Annotated in this window: 14 protein-coding genes; 6 read left to right on the top strand and 8 right to left on the bottom strand. The window is 61.1% G+C overall.

Annotated features, from left to right (window positions below; translation table 11 throughout):
• Positions 1–55 precede the first annotated feature (55 nt).
• Both P8K07_15940 and P8K07_15935 read left to right on the top strand, forming a co-directional pair.
• Positions 56–472: a hypothetical protein gene (locus P8K07_15940; GenBank protein ID MDG1960016.1), complete on the top strand. Its 417-nt coding sequence runs from the start codon at positions 56–58 to the stop codon at positions 470–472.
• A gap of 6 nt (positions 473–478) precedes the next feature.
• Entirely contained in the window at positions 479–1,738 is a 1,260-nt protein-coding gene (locus tag P8K07_15935) for a sulfotransferase (GenBank protein MDG1960015.1), read from the top strand.
• A 13-nt stretch (positions 1,739–1,751) separates the two neighbouring features.
• On the opposite strand, the gene P8K07_15930 is transcribed toward P8K07_15935, so the two are convergent.
• The 3 genes from P8K07_15930 to P8K07_15920 all read right to left on the bottom strand — a co-directional run bounded on the left by P8K07_15930 (position 1,752) and on the right by P8K07_15920 (position 5,159).
• The gene (locus P8K07_15930; GenBank protein ID MDG1960014.1) at positions 1,752–2,816 is read right to left on the bottom strand and encodes an alkaline phosphatase family protein; all 1,065 of its coding nucleotides are present in this window, start codon (positions 2,814–2,816) and stop codon (positions 1,752–1,754) included.
• Between the two features lie 26 nt (positions 2,817–2,842).
• Entirely contained in the window at positions 2,843–4,600 is a 1,758-nt protein-coding gene (locus P8K07_15925; GenBank protein MDG1960013.1) for a hypothetical protein, read from the bottom strand.
• An 82-nt stretch (positions 4,601–4,682) separates the two neighbouring features.
• Positions 4,683–5,159 carry a hypothetical protein gene (locus tag P8K07_15920; GenBank protein ID MDG1960012.1) on the bottom strand — a complete coding sequence of 159 codons (477 nt, stop codon included), beginning with the start codon at positions 5,157–5,159 and terminating at the stop codon, positions 4,683–4,685.
• A gap of 130 nt (positions 5,160–5,289) precedes the next feature.
• Between P8K07_15920 and P8K07_15915 the strand changes: the two genes are divergently transcribed.
• The gene (locus P8K07_15915) at positions 5,290–6,066 is read left to right on the top strand and encodes an inositol oxygenase family protein (GenBank protein ID MDG1960011.1); all 777 of its coding nucleotides are present in this window, start codon (positions 5,290–5,292) and stop codon (positions 6,064–6,066) included.
• An 18-nt stretch (positions 6,067–6,084) separates the two neighbouring features.
• Here the strand turns inward: P8K07_15915 and P8K07_15910 are convergent, their stop codons facing one another.
• The 5 genes from P8K07_15910 to P8K07_15890 all read right to left on the bottom strand — a co-directional run bounded on the left by P8K07_15910 (position 6,085) and on the right by P8K07_15890 (position 13,718).
• Positions 6,085–9,453 carry a carboxyl transferase domain-containing protein gene (locus P8K07_15910; protein MDG1960010.1) on the bottom strand — a complete coding sequence of 1,123 codons (3,369 nt, stop codon included), beginning with the start codon at positions 9,451–9,453 and terminating at the stop codon, positions 6,085–6,087.
• The gene (locus P8K07_15905) at positions 9,450–9,971 is read right to left on the bottom strand and encodes a methylated-DNA--[protein]-cysteine S-methyltransferase (protein MDG1960009.1); all 522 of its coding nucleotides are present in this window, start codon (positions 9,969–9,971) and stop codon (positions 9,450–9,452) included. The genes P8K07_15910 and P8K07_15905 overlap by 4 nt, the downstream gene beginning before the upstream one ends.
• Before the next feature lie 70 nt (positions 9,972–10,041).
• Positions 10,042–11,547 carry an acetyl-CoA acetyltransferase gene (locus tag P8K07_15900; GenBank protein ID MDG1960008.1) on the bottom strand — a complete coding sequence of 502 codons (1,506 nt, stop codon included), beginning with the start codon at positions 11,545–11,547 and terminating at the stop codon, positions 10,042–10,044.
• 204 nt (positions 11,548–11,751) lie between these two features.
• Complete coding sequence (locus tag P8K07_15895; GenBank protein ID MDG1960007.1) at positions 11,752–12,273, bottom strand: UGSC family (seleno)protein; 522 nt, start codon at positions 12,271–12,273, stop codon at positions 11,752–11,754.
• Positions 12,270–13,718, bottom strand: coding sequence for a thioredoxin family protein (locus P8K07_15890; GenBank protein MDG1960006.1), 1,449 nt, complete (start codon positions 13,716–13,718; stop codon positions 12,270–12,272). Before P8K07_15890 ends, P8K07_15895 begins: the two co-directional genes overlap by 4 nt.
• A 95-nt stretch (positions 13,719–13,813) precedes the next feature.
• On the opposite strand from P8K07_15890, the gene P8K07_15885 reads away from it, so the two are divergent.
• From P8K07_15885 to P8K07_15875, 3 genes are all read left to right on the top strand, one after another.
• Positions 13,814–14,227, top strand: coding sequence for a 1-acyl-sn-glycerol-3-phosphate acyltransferase (locus P8K07_15885; protein ID MDG1960005.1), 414 nt, complete (start codon positions 13,814–13,816; stop codon positions 14,225–14,227).
• Positions 14,228–14,424: 197 nt separating this feature from the next.
• Positions 14,425–15,258 (top strand): DMT family transporter, encoded by an 834-nt coding sequence (locus tag P8K07_15880; GenBank protein ID MDG1960004.1) that lies wholly within the window; start codon positions 14,425–14,427, stop codon positions 15,256–15,258.
• A gap of 37 nt (positions 15,259–15,295) precedes the next feature.
• On the top strand, positions 15,296–16,495 hold the full coding sequence (locus P8K07_15875; protein MDG1960003.1) for an MFS transporter: 1,200 nt from the start codon (positions 15,296–15,298) through the stop codon (positions 16,493–16,495).
• The last annotated feature ends 28 nt before the right edge of the window (positions 16,496–16,523 follow it).

Raw genomic sequence — 16,523 nt, 5'->3', positions numbered from 1 at the left:
GAACCGCTCGGCTGCAGCGATTGCAGAACTGGCGGGAAAAGGCGACGATAGTGCCGTGATCCTCCGGCCTCTCTATCGCTTCGGACTCCTGATGGCCCTCCTTGCCTGCCTGGGCTGTGAGCGGGATCCCGAAAAGGCCCGCGACCCGAAATCGGCACTCACACCCTACCAGCGTACAGCCATCGAGATGTGCAACCAGGGCTCGCGTCGCTTGCAGGAATATCACCAACTGGCCAAGCAGGCGGGCAGCCGCAAAATCTATATCGGTCTCCGCAGCGCCCTGCTTGCGGAAACCATCCAGACCTACACCGAAGCCAATCGCTCCTCGACTTTCCGCGAATTCGTCAGCCAATTCGCCAACGACGAGGCATCTTTTGTCTGGGAGAATCGAGCAAACTCGCCCACAGCTCTGGCACGCAAGCATCTGGATTGGTGTCGCGAGCAGGATGACTGGATCTCGAGCTACAGGTAATTCCGCATGCCGCGCGATGTCACATTTCACGATGCCGGGATTCATTCCCCGATTCTGCGCACCCTGAACGCAACCGGAGCGGCTGCCGCTCGAATCGGCTGGACGCTTCCTCGATTGGACGCGGAGGAACTGATCGATGCCGCCCGGCACCAAGCGGGCCTCGAGGACTTTGGTGATGATCGCTTCCGCGCGGGACTCAAGGCCCTGCTCGACAGTCTCGAGGTAGATGCGCAACTCACCACCTTCGGACGTATGGTGCAGAAGAAAATGCTTACCCGCTTTTTGACTGCGCGCTTGCATGTGACGGACTGGAACAAAGCGCACCCCGAGACGAATCAGGAAACCATCCGTGCCCCTTGGGTCATCGCCGGACTCCCACGAACCGGGACCACCCTGCTCAGCCACCTTCTCGAGCTCGACCCGCGCAATCGCTCCCTGCTGGGCTGGGAGGCATTGGATCCGGCTCCCCCCGGCGCACCCGAAAGCACGGAGATCCGCGCCCGGATCGCACGCGCCGAGAAAGACGACAAGCAACTCAATCAACTCATCCCGCCCCTGCAGGCGATGCACCCGATGGAACCGACACTACCCACCGAGTGCGTCACACTTTTCGCCTGCGATTTTCGCTCCCTGCTATTCTCTACCCAGACGCCGATCCCGGGCTATGCGCGCTGGCTGCAAGATGCCGAGGTGGACTCGAGTTACGAATTCCATCGAAGCGTATTGCAACTCCTGCAATGCGGCCGGGAGCCTCGTCGCTGGAGCCTGAAAACACCACAGCATCTTTGGAGCTTTGCGGCCCTGTTCCGCACCTATCCCGACGCTCGGGTCATCTGGACACATCGCGATCCGCGCAAGGTGGTGCCTTCGGTCGCCAGCCTGAATATGGCCTTCTACCGCACCTTCACCAAAGACCCCGACCCGGAGATGGTCGGCCAGGAATGGAATCGCGAGCTTTCCATCGGCGTGCGCAAGGGGATGGAATTCGACAAACAAGCGGACCCCGACTGGTGCGCTCATCTACTTTACGAAGAGCTGATGGAAGATCCGATTGCCGCCTTGCGGAAAGTCTATACCGTGTTCGGGGAAGAACTTCTCGAGGATCACGCCGAGGCGATCCGGCAGTGGTTGCGGCAACGACCCCAGAGCAACTTTGGGCGCCATCGCTATGACGCAAAAGATTTCGGCATGAACGTCGATGAAATCGGCGACGCATTCTCGACCTATATCGAACGCTTCGACATTCCCCGGGAACGTCGCGACTGATTCCGGCCCAAGCTCAACGCCGCAGAGACTTCCCCTCCGCCGAGGCGAGTGCAAATCCGAAAAGTTCAGCCATTGTCGGTGCCCAATCTGTCGCATCGGGTCGACGCGCGGCCAGTCCGGCAGCGAGAGCGGGAACGTGCGGCGATCCGCCGGCGACCATCGCCACCTGCGTCCCGGTCCGCGGGCTTCCGTGGCCCCCTTTCAGGCCCCAATCCACAGAGCCAAAGCTCACGCCGGCATCTCCCCAAACGAGCGAATGTCCGGCGCCGAGATCCAAACCGTCCTCCACGCCGGGGAAGCCCAACAGGGTTGGCAGACCTGGTCCGTCCACAACTTGCGCGGCCGTGCCCTCGGAGGAGGCGGTACCGGAGAGTCCTTCGGCCGCAAGCATCGCATTGAGATCCACAGGCGGCCCCGGCCGCAAAGCCTCCTGATCGTGATCGCTCACGACCAGCAGAACGGTATCTTCCCAACCGGGGCGAAGGCGCTCCACGATTGCGCCAAACGCGGCGTCGGTCGCGCGAAAACGCTCCCGGCTGGCCTCGGCATCGGGCCCGAAGAGGTGACAGACCGAATCCGGTTCATTCAAATGCAACACTACAAGTTCAGCATCGAGGGCGGATATCGCTTCCACCTGTCGCACCACCTCGACGTCCGCGGCATAGCCGAACTCGTCCAGCACCGCGTCCTCCGGCAGAACCCCGCACGGCGGCCAATGGACGTCGGCGACATCGGCCCCCATCACCCCAACCAGCTTTTGATCACCCAGCACTGCGGCCGTCGAAACGCCGGCTTGTCGTGCGGCGGCAAATAATGTTTCGGTGGCCGGTCCAACTTCAGCCGAGGAAACGAAAGCGCCATCTCGCCAGACATCGTTAGTCAAAATACCGTGAGCCTGAGGCTTTGTCCCGGTAATGAAACTGGCGTGATTGGGGTAAGTTGCGGTGCTCAGAACCGCCTGCCCCCCCATTGGATGCATCATCCCGCCGTCAGCGAGCAAGCCGTACAAATGAGGCGTAAATTCGGGACCGACCCAGCGAAGGGGCAGTGAGTCTTCAATCAGAAATACAACGCGCACAGAAACCTTCTCCGCCAAGCGGCCCCTCAGGGCAAGTCCCGGCGCAAGTCCTCTCTCCGCTCGAGCACCATGGTTCCCAGAGCGACGAACATCTCATCATCGCTGGTCAAACCTGCCGAGATCGGACACGCATCGCAGAAACCGTCATCGCTACCGGGACTGGAGTCACAGGTCGCATGATCCTCGACACCGTCGCAAGGCAGCCCCACCTGACCTTCGGCACAATGGGTCGGCACGCAATCGGAGCGAGGTGGGCGTCGCGAATATCGCTTCACCATGTCGACATCCGGCGTACCATCTCGTCGCACGCCATTGTTGTAAAGAGCACAATAGACCAGCGTACGGTCTGCGGGGTCCTCCGAATCGAAGAGTCTGGCCGGATCAAATTCCTCGATGACCGGATCATCCCAGAAAGGATTGTCATAGACCTGCTCGCCCGTGCCCTTCAAATGCATCGTGAACCTCTCACCGCGCTTATGCGTATGAGAAAAGAGCGACAGAAGCCGGGTTCCACGCGGCAGAACGTATTCGCGACAATATTCTTTTTTGGTAAACGGCTCGGTACCCGCAGCGACCCAAATCGCGCTCGTATCCTGGAAGCCGATCTCCTCGAAACGAAGGTCTCCCGTAAAGCTTAGATTGTGCCAGCTATGATGGTCCAACGGTTGGCTGGAAAGATTGAAGAAGTGGGAGTTCCATAAAAAAATCCCGTGCGAGGGTACTTTCGCAAAATAACCTTCCCGGCCATTCCCGACCTGCAGCCGTGAACCCGGGGTCGCACCATCCCCGCCGCCGGAAGGACCGTAACCGATGCAGGCGACGTTATCGCCAATCTCGCTATGACATTGCCCCTCGCCGCAGTCCTTCGGCGTCAGAGGATCACAGACCTCCTGATGCCGCGCACCTCCGGCGCAGCGCCAGGTGCCAAACTCCGGAGCATCCACCCGATCTCCACGAAATCCGGAGAAACTGAGCGTGAGATGGTGCGTGTTCGCCTCGGAGAGATATTCCTCTCCGTTCACGTAAAAGAAGTTGCCGTCCTCGGTCTGATACTCTGCCGGGATCTGGTCACGAAAGTCGTAATATTCCGCAAAACAGACCTCGACCTCCTGTCCGGCTGCGATCGACTGGACCGGCAGCACCATCTGCACTCCTTCGGTCGGGTCCGGCGGCGGCAAGGGTTCGAGGACGACCGGGCTCGGTGGCGGGAGGCAGGTACCCAACAGATCCGCAATACGGGTGCCACCAAACTCATCACCCACGATCCCTGTCTCGGGCGCACCGATCTCGATCCAGAGCCGCAAAGCTTCGAGATGGTCGCCGGGAATCGGCGGAGACGCGATCGGCATCGGGGCGCCGGCAATCGTACCGGTAAGCAGTTCGGGCGCCGTCGCGGCCGATAATTTGCGGAAAAGGTAGCTCTCGTTGACCTTCAGCGGCTCAACCCGCGCCAGAGCGCTTCCGAGGGAAGGTGCGAGGAGTTGCTCGTAGGAGACGTCGGCTGTGAGCCGCAGATCTCCCGCCGCACTGGCCCCGTGACACGCGCCCTGATTGCAACCCTGATTTTCAAAAATCGTCGTCTGGATTGCGGCAAAGGTGCTCTCGAACTCCGCTTCACAAGCCGGGCTTTCGGGCTCGGGCTCAGGCTCGGGTGCGGGCAAAGGCTCGGGTACAGCCGGAACCTCCGGCACCTCCGAATGGATATCGGTCTCGCTGCTCCCGCAGGACACCCCAAGCACCATCACCAAAATTGCAGCGACCTTCGCGAAAAGTCTGCGCCTCATGTCCAAATCCCCCCGGACATAACGAGGGAGTTTCCCCGGCGTCCGGGGCCGACGATACAACCGTCCGGATTACGCAGTCAATTCAAATTCGGGACCAGCCATCAAGAAGGCCGCGGGACAAGAAAAATAGCCCGAGGAAAAACACCACCACCGAGACCAGCTGCCAACTATAATGGATCCGTGCCGTTTTTTCGCTGAAAACAGGGAAACGGCTGCGGTGCTTGGCATTCGCCTGGCCATAGAGATCCCCCACCCCTCCGGGGAATTCCTGCCAAAGCGCCTGCCGGACGGCGTGGAGTCGCTCGACATGCAACCGGGCTCGCTCGTGATGGTGAAGGCAGGCGAGGAACCCGTAAACACCCGCGGCGCCCAATAAAACCCCGGCCAAAAGGCTCGAAACGCCTGCGTTCCCCGCCACCGCCAGCACCAGCGCGGCTCCGAGGAAGACAGTAGCCGTCACCGCTTGGCGCTGCATTCCATGATAACGAGCCTGCCGGGCATTCTCTTCGTAAAAAGCGAGAAGAACGCGCAGGGAATCTTCGCTGCCGGTTGCACCCATGTGAGTTTGTTACCGCATTGGCCATCGCGGTGAAATCCAAAACTTTACGCCAGCCGAAGGCGTCCGGTGACTCGAACTCACCTGAGCGAGAGACTTGACCCAGGGCGTTGCACCAGCCAATTCTGAGAATATGTCCGAGGACCTCCACCTGCGCACCTACGATCCCGAAACTCGAGATGAGGTGCGCGAGACCTACCGGAAAAATCACACCCGGCAAACGCTCGCGCTTGCCCGAGAAAAATCAGCGACCTTCGGCAAGCTCGACCGCGCCCGCATGACGATCTGGGAGGCGCTGCTGGAATTGGATCGGGTGATCGATGAAAGCGACCCCGATACCGAGCTCTCGCAACTGCAGCATGCGCTCCAGACTGCCGATTCTCTCCGCGTCGCCGGAGCACCCCCGTGGTTACAACTCGTCGGCCTGATTCACGACGCGGGCAAGATGCTGTGCATTTTCGGAGAAGAACAATGGGCCGTGGTCGGCGATACCTTTCCGCTCGGCTGTGCGTTCTCCGACACGATCGTTTTCCCGGAACTCTTTGCCGAGAACCCGGACAGAAGCCGGCCGGCCTATGCATCCGAAACCGGAATCTACGAAAAGGGTTGCGGACTGGACGCAGTCACCATGGCCTGGGGGCACGACGAATACCTCTATCAAGTGACCAAGGGGCGTCTTCCCGCCGAGGCGGCCTTCGTCATCCGTTTCCACTCTTTTTATCCGCTCCATCAGGAGAACGCCTACCGATGGATGCTCAATCAGGAGGACGAATCGCTGCTGCCATGGCTCGGTCGCTTCCAGAAGCATGATCTATACTCCAAGAACCATCAGCCTCCCGACTTCCAGGCGCTGGCCTCGCACTTCCGGGACCTCGCAGAAACCTTCCTGCCCGATCCTCTGGATTGGTAAAACCCCGACAGGAGAGACCTACCAGGTGTCGACAAAGGGTCTCTTTTTCCCTTCACGCCGGCGCGGGGGCTGCCAGGTAGCCAAACCCCGACACAGCCAGTGGCGCGTCTCGGCCGGATCGATCACACCATCAATCTCAAGCGCTGTGGCAACGCTTGTCGCCTTGCCGAACTCATACATCCTCGCGACGCGCTCCTCGAAGACCCGCTTGCGCTCGGCAGGGTCCTCGATCGCTTCGAGCTCCTTCCGAAAGCCCAGTTTGACGGCACCCTCGAGGCCCATGCCACCGAATTCGCCGGTAGGCCAGGCCACCGTGAACAGCGAGGCCCGGAAACTGCCTCCCGCCATCGCCTGTGCGCCCAAGCCGTACCCTTTACGCAAAACCACGGTAAAAAGGGGGACCTGCAAACTCGCACCCGTCACGAAAAGCCGGGAGGCGTGTCGTACCAAAGCCTTTTCCTCGGCCGCCGGCCCGACCATGATTCCCGGGGTGTCACAAAGCATCAAAACCGGCAGATCAAATGCGTCGCATAACTGCAGGAATCGGGCCGCCTTGTCGGCGCCGTCCGCATCAATCGCGCCTGCCAAGTGGACTGGATTGTTTGCCACGATCCCCAGCGGTCGGCCTTCGACCCGCGCAAAAGCCGTCACCATGCCGGGGCCAAACTCCCGGCGCAATTCCAGCACGGAATCGGTGTCGGCAATCCCGTCGATCACCTCGCGCACATCATAGATCCGCAAGCGATTTTCCGGGATCAGATGACGCAGCCGTCGTTGGTCGGGGCTGCTCCATTCGTCGAGACTTCCCTGGAAATAGCCGAGGTATTTCTTTGCGGCCGCGACGGCTTCGGCTTCATCCTCGACCAGAATATCGATCACTCCATTGCGACTCTGGACCGAGGCCGGGCCAACTTCTTCGGGGCGGAAGACGCCCAGCCCACCCCCTTCGATCATGGCCGGGCCGCCCATACCGATATTCGAGGCCTTGGTGGCGATGGTCACATCACAGCAACCGAGGAGCGCAGCATTCCCGGCAAAGCATCGCCCGGTGGTCAGACCGACCAGAGGGACTTGACCGCTCAGAGCGGCAAAGGCCTGAAAGGCGAGACAATCGAGTCCGGTAATACCCGTTCCATCCGTATCGCCCGGGCGACCCCCGCCCCCTTCGGTAAAGAATACGACCGGAAGATTCGCTTCGGCCGCGACTTCAAAGATGCGGTCCTTCTTGCGGTGGTTGTAGAGGCCCTGCGTCCCCGCCAACACCATATAATCGTAGGAAAGAACCGCACACCGTGCTCGCTCCTCGGCGAACACCTCGCCGTTGACCGAGCCCACGCCGCAAACCAATCCGTCCGCCGGCGTATTCGTCATCAGGTCCTCGACGGATCGACGCGCGCGCTGGGCGGCGATCGCCAAAGCTCCGTATTCGAGAAAGCTGTTCGGATCGCATAGATCCGCGAGATTCTCGCGAGCGGTTCGTTGCCCCCGCTGGTGACGCTTCGCCACCTTCTCCGGTCGCGCGCTATCCAACCCCCGAGAGTGCCTTTCCCTCACCTCGGCCAAATCGGGGCGAATTTTCTCTGGGTCGATATCGACGGCAATCGCGACTTCCTCCGCCGCGATATCGCCGGGAATCAGACGTGCCAACCGACGACCTTCGAGAACGGCATCCCCGACCGAAACATCAACCTCGCGCACAGCACCACTGCGTGGCGCGAGAATCTCATGCTCCATCTTCATGGCCTCCATCACAAAAAGCCGCGCACCCGCTGCCACCGTGTCGCCGGGCGCCACATCCACCTGCAATATCGTGCCCTGCAATGGTGCCGCCAGAACTTCACCGGCGGCTTGATCCGAGATTTGATCGCTCGATTCCTGCGACGGCGTGGACTGCCGGCCATGCTCGAGAACCGCAAGTGGGTCCTCGGAGGCAAGGGCCGTCCCCGCCTCGCCCGCCATCGAGACATTCGAGTCCGCCGACACGATGGAAGATCGATTCGTCGGAATCGCCGCCAGCAACTCGGACGCTTTTTCTTCGAGAAAGCGTGTATGGATCTGATTCGCCACAAACTCGGGCCGCTCGGCCAACGCTCGCAAAAACGGCAAACTGGTATCGGGACCCTCGACTCGAAATTCCGACAGAGCCCGCTGTGCGCGGCGAACCACATTCGCGTAGGGCCCTGGCGCGACCACGACGAGTTTTGCGAGCAGGGAATCGAAGGATGCACTCGGCGTCCATCCCGCGTAGGCGGCTGCATCCACGCGGATGCCGGGGCCGCTTGGAGGTTCATACGAAATGATCTGTGCCGGCGAGGGCAGCGCCTGACCTGTTTCGGACAAGCGCTCCATGTTCACACGGAATTGAATCGCATGTCCGCGCGATCCTGCGGCCGCAGCAGCTGGGAGCCCGAGCTCCGCCAGGGAACTCCCGGCGGCGATCGCCAATTGCGCACGCACCAGATCGACACCAAAGACCTCTTCGGTAACGGTATGCTCGACCTGCAACCGGGCATTGGCCTCGATGAAAAAGAACGCCTTCTCTCCTTCGGCCACCAGAAATTCGACCGTTGCCAGATTGGAAAGCCCCGCCGCCCGCGCCAAATCCAGCGCCGACTCAGACAACTCCTCCCGCAGCTTGGGCGACAGGGTCGGACTCGGCGCGACTTCCACCAACTTCTGATGATTTCGCTGGATCGAACATTCTCTTTCGCCCAGAGCGATCAGTTCCCCATGACGGTCGGCGGCTACCTGAATCTCGATATGACGGGCCGGCGCGAGAAAGCGCTCGACGTAGAGGTCCTCCACACCAAAGGCTCGTCGTGCCTCCGAAGCGCACCGTTTCCAGGCTTTGGGCAACTCGGCCGGGGAACGGACCACACGCATGCCGCGCCCTCCGCCACCGGACATGGCCTTGATCAGAACCGCTCCCCCGGACCCGAGGCCGGCCAGAAAATCCTCGGCTTCGGCCAACGTCGTCGCAGCCGATGTGCCTTCGAGGCAAGGCAAGCCGGTTTTCAGGGCCAAGGCCCGCGCAGCGGCCTTGTCCCCGAAAGTCTCCAATGTCGCCGGCGTCGGTCCCACAAAATTGACCCCCGCATCGGCGCATGCGCGAGCGAGGTCGGCACTTTCGCTCAGGAACCCGTATCCCGGATGAAAGAAGGCACACTCCTGATCCGCGGCCACTTTCGCCAGCATCGTCGCGTCGAGATAGGGGGCAGGCCCCGTCCCCGGCAGAGCAACGGCTTGAGCGGCTCGCGCCACGGGCAGCGATTCGCTCTCGTCCTCGGTGTAGACGACGACGGGCTCCCAACCTAATTCTTCGGAGGCACGGAGAATCCGCAGGGCGATTTCTCCGCGATTGGCTATCAGGATTCGATTTCGACTCACGCTTCGGTGATGCCAAGGGAAGACGCCGAGAGCAATGCCTCCTCGTGAGAGAGCAACCAACGCTTCCGCTCAAGACCGACGGCAAAGCCCGTGAGATCTCCGTTTTTCCCGATCAACCGGTGGCAGGGGATAATGAAGAGAAGCGGGTTCCGATGCGCGGCGCCCCCCACGGCCCGGACCGCACCCGGGCGACCGAGAGCTGCGGCAATGGCGCCGTAAAACGTACACTGGCCAAAGGGGATCTCGGCCAAGGCCTGCCAGACATCTCTCTGGAAGGGAGTTCCCTGAAGATCCAGCGGGAGATCAAATTCTCGCCGATGACCGGCAAAATACTCGCCCAGCTGCCCTGTCGCTTCCGCCAAAAGCGACCCATGAGGCGCTCGATCCCTACCCGTAACCTGGTCCGGGCTCGACGGAGACAAGGCCACTCGGGAGAGGCCGCGAGGCGTGGACGCCAGCGAAAGCAGCCCGAGCGGGCTCTCCATCGTAACGAGACCAAAAGGGTCGAGCGCGGCCATGCTATGTGCCTACCCTGTAGCGCCCGATCGAGAAAACCGGAGCTCGATCCACGAGCTCCGGTCTTCGGGATCAACTCGGCGAGAAAATGGTCAGCTCGTCTTTTTTGCTCAACGTGCCCGGAACACCGACGCCTTCGCTGGTCACCAACCCCTGCAAGACCGACGGATCAAAGGCGTTTGCAATGAACCTCTCGCCCGCGGCGGTATCGCCAACGAGAATACCACGCTGCGGGGCACCGTCCCGATCGTATTGCACCGTATAGGCCGAGATCGTGGCCGGGCCGCTCACATCGTCGGTCGACGGACGCGCTTTGGTATCGAGATCTCGGGATGGCAGATCTTCGATCAAGCCGCGACGCAACTCGCTCTGGCCGGCTTCGGTCGACCAGACGCTCGCGGAGTGTTTGGTGAGGTACCAACCATTCCCGGTGACGAGACCTTTCCCACCGCCCGTGTCGCGTAATTTATCGGCCATACTTGCCAGTGAGTGCAGCGTGTAGGCACTCGCCGGACCACCCGCGTAAGGCAAACCACCCGTGACGGTAAACCCGCGCGGGTCCTCCACATCGAGGTCGAGCTGCTTGGCTGCCTGCTCCACTGCAACGGGAAAGCAGCTGTAGAAATCGATATGATCAATCTCATCCACACCGACGGCCGCATTGGCCAGGGCGCTGCGGGAGGTGTCGCCCATGGCCGGGGCATTGGAAAAGTCCGGCCGTTCCGTCGGATACCAGGCCTCTTCTTCCGACTCCGCACCACCTAACCAATAGACCCAACGATCTTCGGGGATCCCCAGTTGCTGGGCCATGGCCACCGTCGTCAAGATCATCCCGGCAGCTTGGTCGGTGTTCAGAATCGCGTTGAGGAATTTCGTGTAGGGATAGGCGATCATGCGGTTGGTCGGCTGCGGCGTAATCAGCTCTTCCACGCTTCTCTCCACGGGGAACCAGGCATGCGGGTTACCCGCAGCCACAGCGCTGAATTTCTGGAAAAGCTTGCCGATGCGCTGGTTATGCTCTTCCAACGAAAGCCCCAGCGAAGCACGCAGAGCATTTTCGAAAATCGGATAGACATCCGGCGGCATGATCATGCCGTATTTGCCCTCGAGCTCGGAGCTGCCGTTCTTGGGCGTCCCGATCATTTCCGGATCACTCGTCCCGCCAGTGGTCCAGTTCAACTCGACGCCGGCCGGCCCAGCTTTCATGAGGGTCCGCATATTATTGCAACCCGCGAGCAGTGCCGCCTGGCTTTCGCCCTTCACGATCCGTTCGGCGAGAACATTGACTGCCGTGACGCCGATCTGGCCACCCATTTCCGAGGTGTAGAATTTGGTCGCCGGAGCGCCGATCTTGTCAGCAACCACTTGCGCGGGGTTGCGAGCTTCCCAACCAGCGACATTGAGAACGGCGACGGTGTCGAGCTTCCCGAGCAGAGCATCGCCAGCACCGGAATCCTCTGCGGACCCTCGCGCCATCTTCTCCAGCATCAGCAAGGGCTCGGTAGCTTCGGCCGGATCGATATTTCTTTCCACAAATTGGGCGGTGCCCACTAAAATTGGAGTGCGTTCGTCATTCATCAGATAGGATCTCCTCTGGAGGTTTCTCTAGCAGAGGTCCTGCCCTCTGCGAGATTGCGGGGGTCGTTCCGGCATGCAACGCGGTCCGAGCCCTTGCCGCCCGGAAAGCGATACTCTCGAGGTTGCCAGCGTCCCCGATCCGGGCATTTCCCACGAGTGAAAGCCGATGGTCCAGGTGCGCGGTTTCCGTCGGGCCTCGGAAGTTTATCCGACCAGTGCCTGACAGATCCGCGAGAAGGCCTCTTCGGCCAACGCTTTCATTTCCTCGTCGCTGCGATCCTGGATCGGGTGCGCCACGAAGACACCCGTGCTCTCCACCCCGAGAGCACGCGCCTGCACCTCGGCAGCGTCGATGAACTCCGTGGAGGCCACGAATGTGGCGCGAACCCCGCGTTCTTCCAAATCTGTGAAATCGTGCACACTGCACGTTGTGCACGAGCCTCAATCAGCGAGAGCTTCGACAACCGCCTCGCACTGGACCGCGATTTCATGGCGAAGATCGACCGGTGCCGGCTTCGCGAAGGTCGGTTTGCTGTAGCGTCGGACCTGAGCACCCTCGGCCTCGAGTTGCTCCTGCAATCGGTCGAGGAAAATATTTCCGCGCGGCTTGGAGATATCAAGCAGGCCTATCGTTTGCCCCGACAGCGTCGTCAGAGCCGGCGCGCGACGTCGCTGCGTCGGCACCTTCTCATTGGTCGGATCCAGAATCGTTCGTTGTTCGCTCAAGGACAAATCTCCTTCACCACCGGGACACTACCTGCAGGACCAGACAACCACCCCCCGATCACCGCCGCAAACAAACCGGCGCCGCCACCACAATAAACTAGATGGAGGCCACCGGGGCGAAGCTTCGGCAGCGCCATCCCCGCCGCTTTCTCTGCAGGAATCGGGAAACCTTCCGCCATGCCTCCGGCACCGCGCATCAACTCCACGCCCGGGACCACCAGAGCTTGCTCCAAAGCGCCGAGCAACCGTGCCCGATCCCAGCCAGCCTCGCGAAAGACCCGACCATGCTCCGGCCCGATCGCCAGCATCGCATCGAACCCCATGACCAGTTTGGGATGGTGCATCGCACGGATACAGGCGGCATAGCTCGCAACCAGCGAATCGGGGTCGCGCGCAAGTTGGTCGACAATACTGCGGGGAGCCTCCCCGCAAAAAGCGGTCACCGCGTCGCGACCGGCCGGGACGCCGAAGCTCTCGGCCAACGTGCCAAAGGGGGAATCCTCCTCCAATTCGGCAAAACAGAACGAGAGTTTTCCGGGTTGCCCGAATGTCGCCCGGTCGATCTCCCCCGGGCGCCCGCCGCCGACATTCCGGACGACCAACTGCACGGCCCGACCGATGGTGAGATTGGCCCGGTTTCCCTGACCGAAGACATTCTTGCCCGCGTTCATCCCGATGCGCCGGGCGATTTCGCCGTTGACCACAAATACCGGACCAACCGGCATGGTCGTGGCCAGTACGCCGTGCATGTTGAAGGCATCCGTACAAACCGCCTCGACCGCCGCGAGAACCACCGGCAGATACTCCGGCAGGCATCCTGCCATCACCGCATTGATCGCGACTTTTTCCACCGTGCACGGCGCGAGATCCGGAGGTACTTGAGCGACCACCTCCTGAGGGTTCCTGCTGGTCCCCGCCAACATCGCAAGGACACGGGACTCGGTCGGCGGCACGACCGGCAAACCGTCGCTGATCCCTCGAGACATCATCGCCTCGAATTCATCCTCAGCTTCCGCGAATTCAATCCGCCGAGCCTGCAAACCGGAGGCCCCGTGACGCGCCCTTAACTCCGGTTCACGATTCGGATCCACGCTCAGGGAACCACAGCCGGGGCGCCAATCGGGAAGCCCCTCGCCAAGATCCTTGATCCCGGTCAGCTCGCGCCACTCGCCGGCATGCCAGCCCTCGAGTCGCTGCTCGACACCACCCTCTCCGACCCGCAGCAAGGTGGGCACGATCTCGATCTGCTCCCGGTAGGAGGTGTCGAGTTGCAAATCAGCTTCGACAGGCAAACCCGCGGGAAACTCCGGATCATCCTGACAATAAATAGTCACGCCACCCTCTCGGGCGAGGCGCTGCAGGACAGGCTCGATCACAAGACAGGTCGGGCAGTCTTTTTTGACAAAAGCGACCAAGCCACGGGGAAGTTCAGGTACAGAGATCACCTTATCCAACTACCTCTTCATGGTCCGAAATCCCAGCGCCACCGCGATGGTTTCCCACGATGGAATCAAGCCGGTAAAAGTGGCATGTTTCTGTTGTGAGAGGCTACCTCGACTGGGTCGTCACCATTGCCTATATGCCGGTCTTCGCCGGGATTCTGATCGCCTACGATATCGCTTTGCGGGCAGCCTCTCTTCTCGGCATCGCCGCCGTCGAGCGAGTCGCGGTATCCCTGCAGCAAGCTCTGGTGCGAAGTTATTCCCTGCTGGGAGTGTCTCTGCACGCCGAGATCTCGTCAGCCATCGAGCCCGACGAATCTTATATCTTCGTCTCCAATCACCAGAGCATGTTCGACATCCCGCTTTTCGCCTGGTTCTTCCCCGGCAATAATGGAAAGTACATCACCAAGAAGCAGCTGGGGCAGTGGATCCCCGGCGTCTCGACGAATCTCAAGCTCGGGCCCCACAGGCCAATGTCGTCCCATGCTGCCTCGATAATTCCTGGCAGCTGATGAAGAACTCCTTCCTTCCGATCCCGCGCGGGGTTAAGCTTCATTTCTCGTGCACCGCGCCCATCCCCCGACAGCAAGGAGAATCGATCGAGGAGCTGATCGATCAAATCCAGAATTGCATTCAGAATCAACTGGACAAATCTCGCGGACAAGGGACGCGAACCGCCTCGGCTGACGGCTGAGACGCGCGCGACCCCATGACCCTGCCCCCGCTGGTCGCGGCAGCCGTCCTCCTCTCGGCGCTCCTGCACGCTTGCTGGAATGCCCTGGTCAAGACCAGCGGCGATCAGATGCTTGCGCAAGCCATCATCATGGTGGGCACCGGGGCTTTTGGTTGCTTGCTGATTTCCCAAACCTCCTTCCCGTGGGAGGCCTGGCCCTGGCTGCTGAGCAGCACTCTGGTGCACTCGATCTATCTATTCGCGCTGGTGAGGTCTTATTCGCTCGGCGATCTAAGCCAGGTCTACCCGATTGCCCGGGGCAGCGCGCCAATGCTGATCGCCATTCTCGCTTTTCCCCTTTTAGGGGAAAGCCTCTCCTTGCAGGATTGCGCAGGAATCTTGATGATCAGTGGGGGCATTTTCCTGCTCGCCACAGGTGGCGTCGTACGGAACCGGCCGGCCATTCTATGGTCCCTGCTGACCGGTCTTCTCATCGTCGCCTACTCTCTGCTCGATGGAATCGGCGTGCGAGCGAGCGAAAACCCCTTCGGTTATATCGGCTGGCTGGCCCTCGGAGAAGCCTTGCCCATCTCGGTCTACGCCTGCTGGTCCCGCCGCCGCGTCCTGCGCACAAATTTGCGCCAACACGGCGTGATCTGGTTTTGCGGCGGGGTTCTCGCCGCCATCGGATATACGATTATCCTTTGGGCTTACGACCGCGCCGAAATGGCTCCGGTGGCAGCCCTGCGCGAGACCAGCGTCGTCATGGCGGCCATCATTGGCGCCTGGAAGTTCGGCGAACCTCTCGGCACACGACGCATCGTCGCCTCCTGCATCGTGGTCATTGGTGCCGCCCTGCTGAATACCTGAAGTTGCGTTTTCCCGCGGGGAGCTCCACTCTGTAGGCGTGCCTCGGCGACAACCTTTTCCGATCTTCATGGTCGCCGCATCGCTCTACTTCGCCTCGGTTGGGCTTCAGGGGGTCATTTTTTCCGCGCTCGTGGTCTTCGAACTCAAGGCCGACCCCCTCTGGGTAGGTACAGCGCAAAGTGCCCTGATGCTGCCGTCTGTTTTCTTCGTGCTGATCGGCGGACACGTGGCCGACCTCGTGGACCGTCGCAAGCTTCTTGCGATACTCTGCCTGCTCGCGGGCATCGCGGCCCTGAGCCTTCTGGCTCTGGTGGTCAGCAAGCAACTATCCCTGTTTGCCCTGATTGGCTACGCACTGCTGGCGGGTACGATTCAGGCCTTCATCATGCCGGCCCGGGATTCGATGCTTTCGGATGTCGCCGGGGAAAATCTCGGCAAGGCAGTTGCCGGCCTTCTGATCGCCCAGTGGGGCTCTCAGGCAGCCGGCGCTCTGATCGGAGCATCGGCTCGCTTCATCGGCATTGAAGCGGCCATTGGAATTCAGGCAACCCTCATTCTGGGCAGCATTCCACTGCTCCTGCTTCTGCCATCGTCCACCGCGGCCGCGGCCGCGGTAAAGGAGCCACTCCACCGGGCCCTGCTCGGCGGCCTCTTCGAGGTTTGGCGACTGCCGGTCCTGCGGATTCCTTTTCTTCTGGCCGTGGCCGTCGGCATCTTTACGATCGGGCCCTATATTGTAGTGCTGCCGGTTCTGGTGCGCAATTACTACGGCGGAAGCGTGGGGGAGCTGGGACTTCTCGGGACCGCCTTCCCGCTCGGAACGATTGTCGGCTCGACGATCGTTCTGCGCCGGGGCCTGCGACGCAAGGGGCGTGCTCAGGCCCTCGCCCTTTGCGGCTCCTCGAGTTTTATCCTGATTATTTCTACAGGGATTCCGTTTGCCGCGACTCTCGCCTGCGTTTTTCTCTGGGGCATCAGCGGCGCGATCTTCATGAATGCCGGGCGCTCCCTGTTTCAGGAGAAAGCATCGCCATCGCACCGAGGTCGTGTTCTTTCTGTCTATACGCTCGGTTTCATGGGCGCTTCCGGCCTGATCGGAGCCCCGCTTGCGGGAGCCCTTCTCGACAAAATGGGTATTCATGCGACGCTGGCCGGGACCGCCGGCGCGACACTTTTGATCCTTTTTCTGATCTTTTTGAGCGGTGGTTTCACGACCGTGGACGGAGAATCCGCCTAAACCCGAGTCCATGGGTTGAATCCGATGG

The organism is Candidatus Binatia bacterium (genome assembly GCA_029248525.1).
Classification (GTDB): domain Bacteria; phylum Desulfobacterota; class Binatia; order UBA12015; family UBA12015; genus UBA12015.
This window is presented reverse-complemented; position numbering and strand designations above follow the sequence as displayed.

What these genes read in the sequence shown, in the direction of transcription:
- P8K07_15935 (MDG1960015.1), top strand. Translation starts at nt 479, where the DNA reads ATGCCGCGCGATGTCACATTTCACGATGCCGGGATTCATTCCCCGATT.
- P8K07_15925 (MDG1960013.1), bottom strand. Translation starts at nt 4,600, where the DNA reads ATGAGGCGCAGACTTTTCGCGAAGGTCGCTGCAATTTTGGTGATGGTG.
- P8K07_15920 (MDG1960012.1), bottom strand. Translation starts at nt 5,159, where the DNA reads ATGGGTGCAACCGGCAGCGAAGATTCCCTGCGCGTTCTTCTCGCTTTT.
- P8K07_15915 (MDG1960011.1), top strand. Translation starts at nt 5,290, where the DNA reads ATGTCCGAGGACCTCCACCTGCGCACCTACGATCCCGAAACTCGAGAT.
- P8K07_15905 (MDG1960009.1), bottom strand. Translation starts at nt 9,971, where the DNA reads ATGGCCGCGCTCGACCCTTTTGGTCTCGTTACGATGGAGAGCCCGCTC.
- P8K07_15900 (MDG1960008.1), bottom strand. Translation starts at nt 11,547, where the DNA reads ATGAATGACGAACGCACTCCAATTTTAGTGGGCACCGCCCAATTTGTG.
- P8K07_15880 (MDG1960004.1), top strand. Translation starts at nt 14,425, where the DNA reads ATGACCCTGCCCCCGCTGGTCGCGGCAGCCGTCCTCCTCTCGGCGCTC.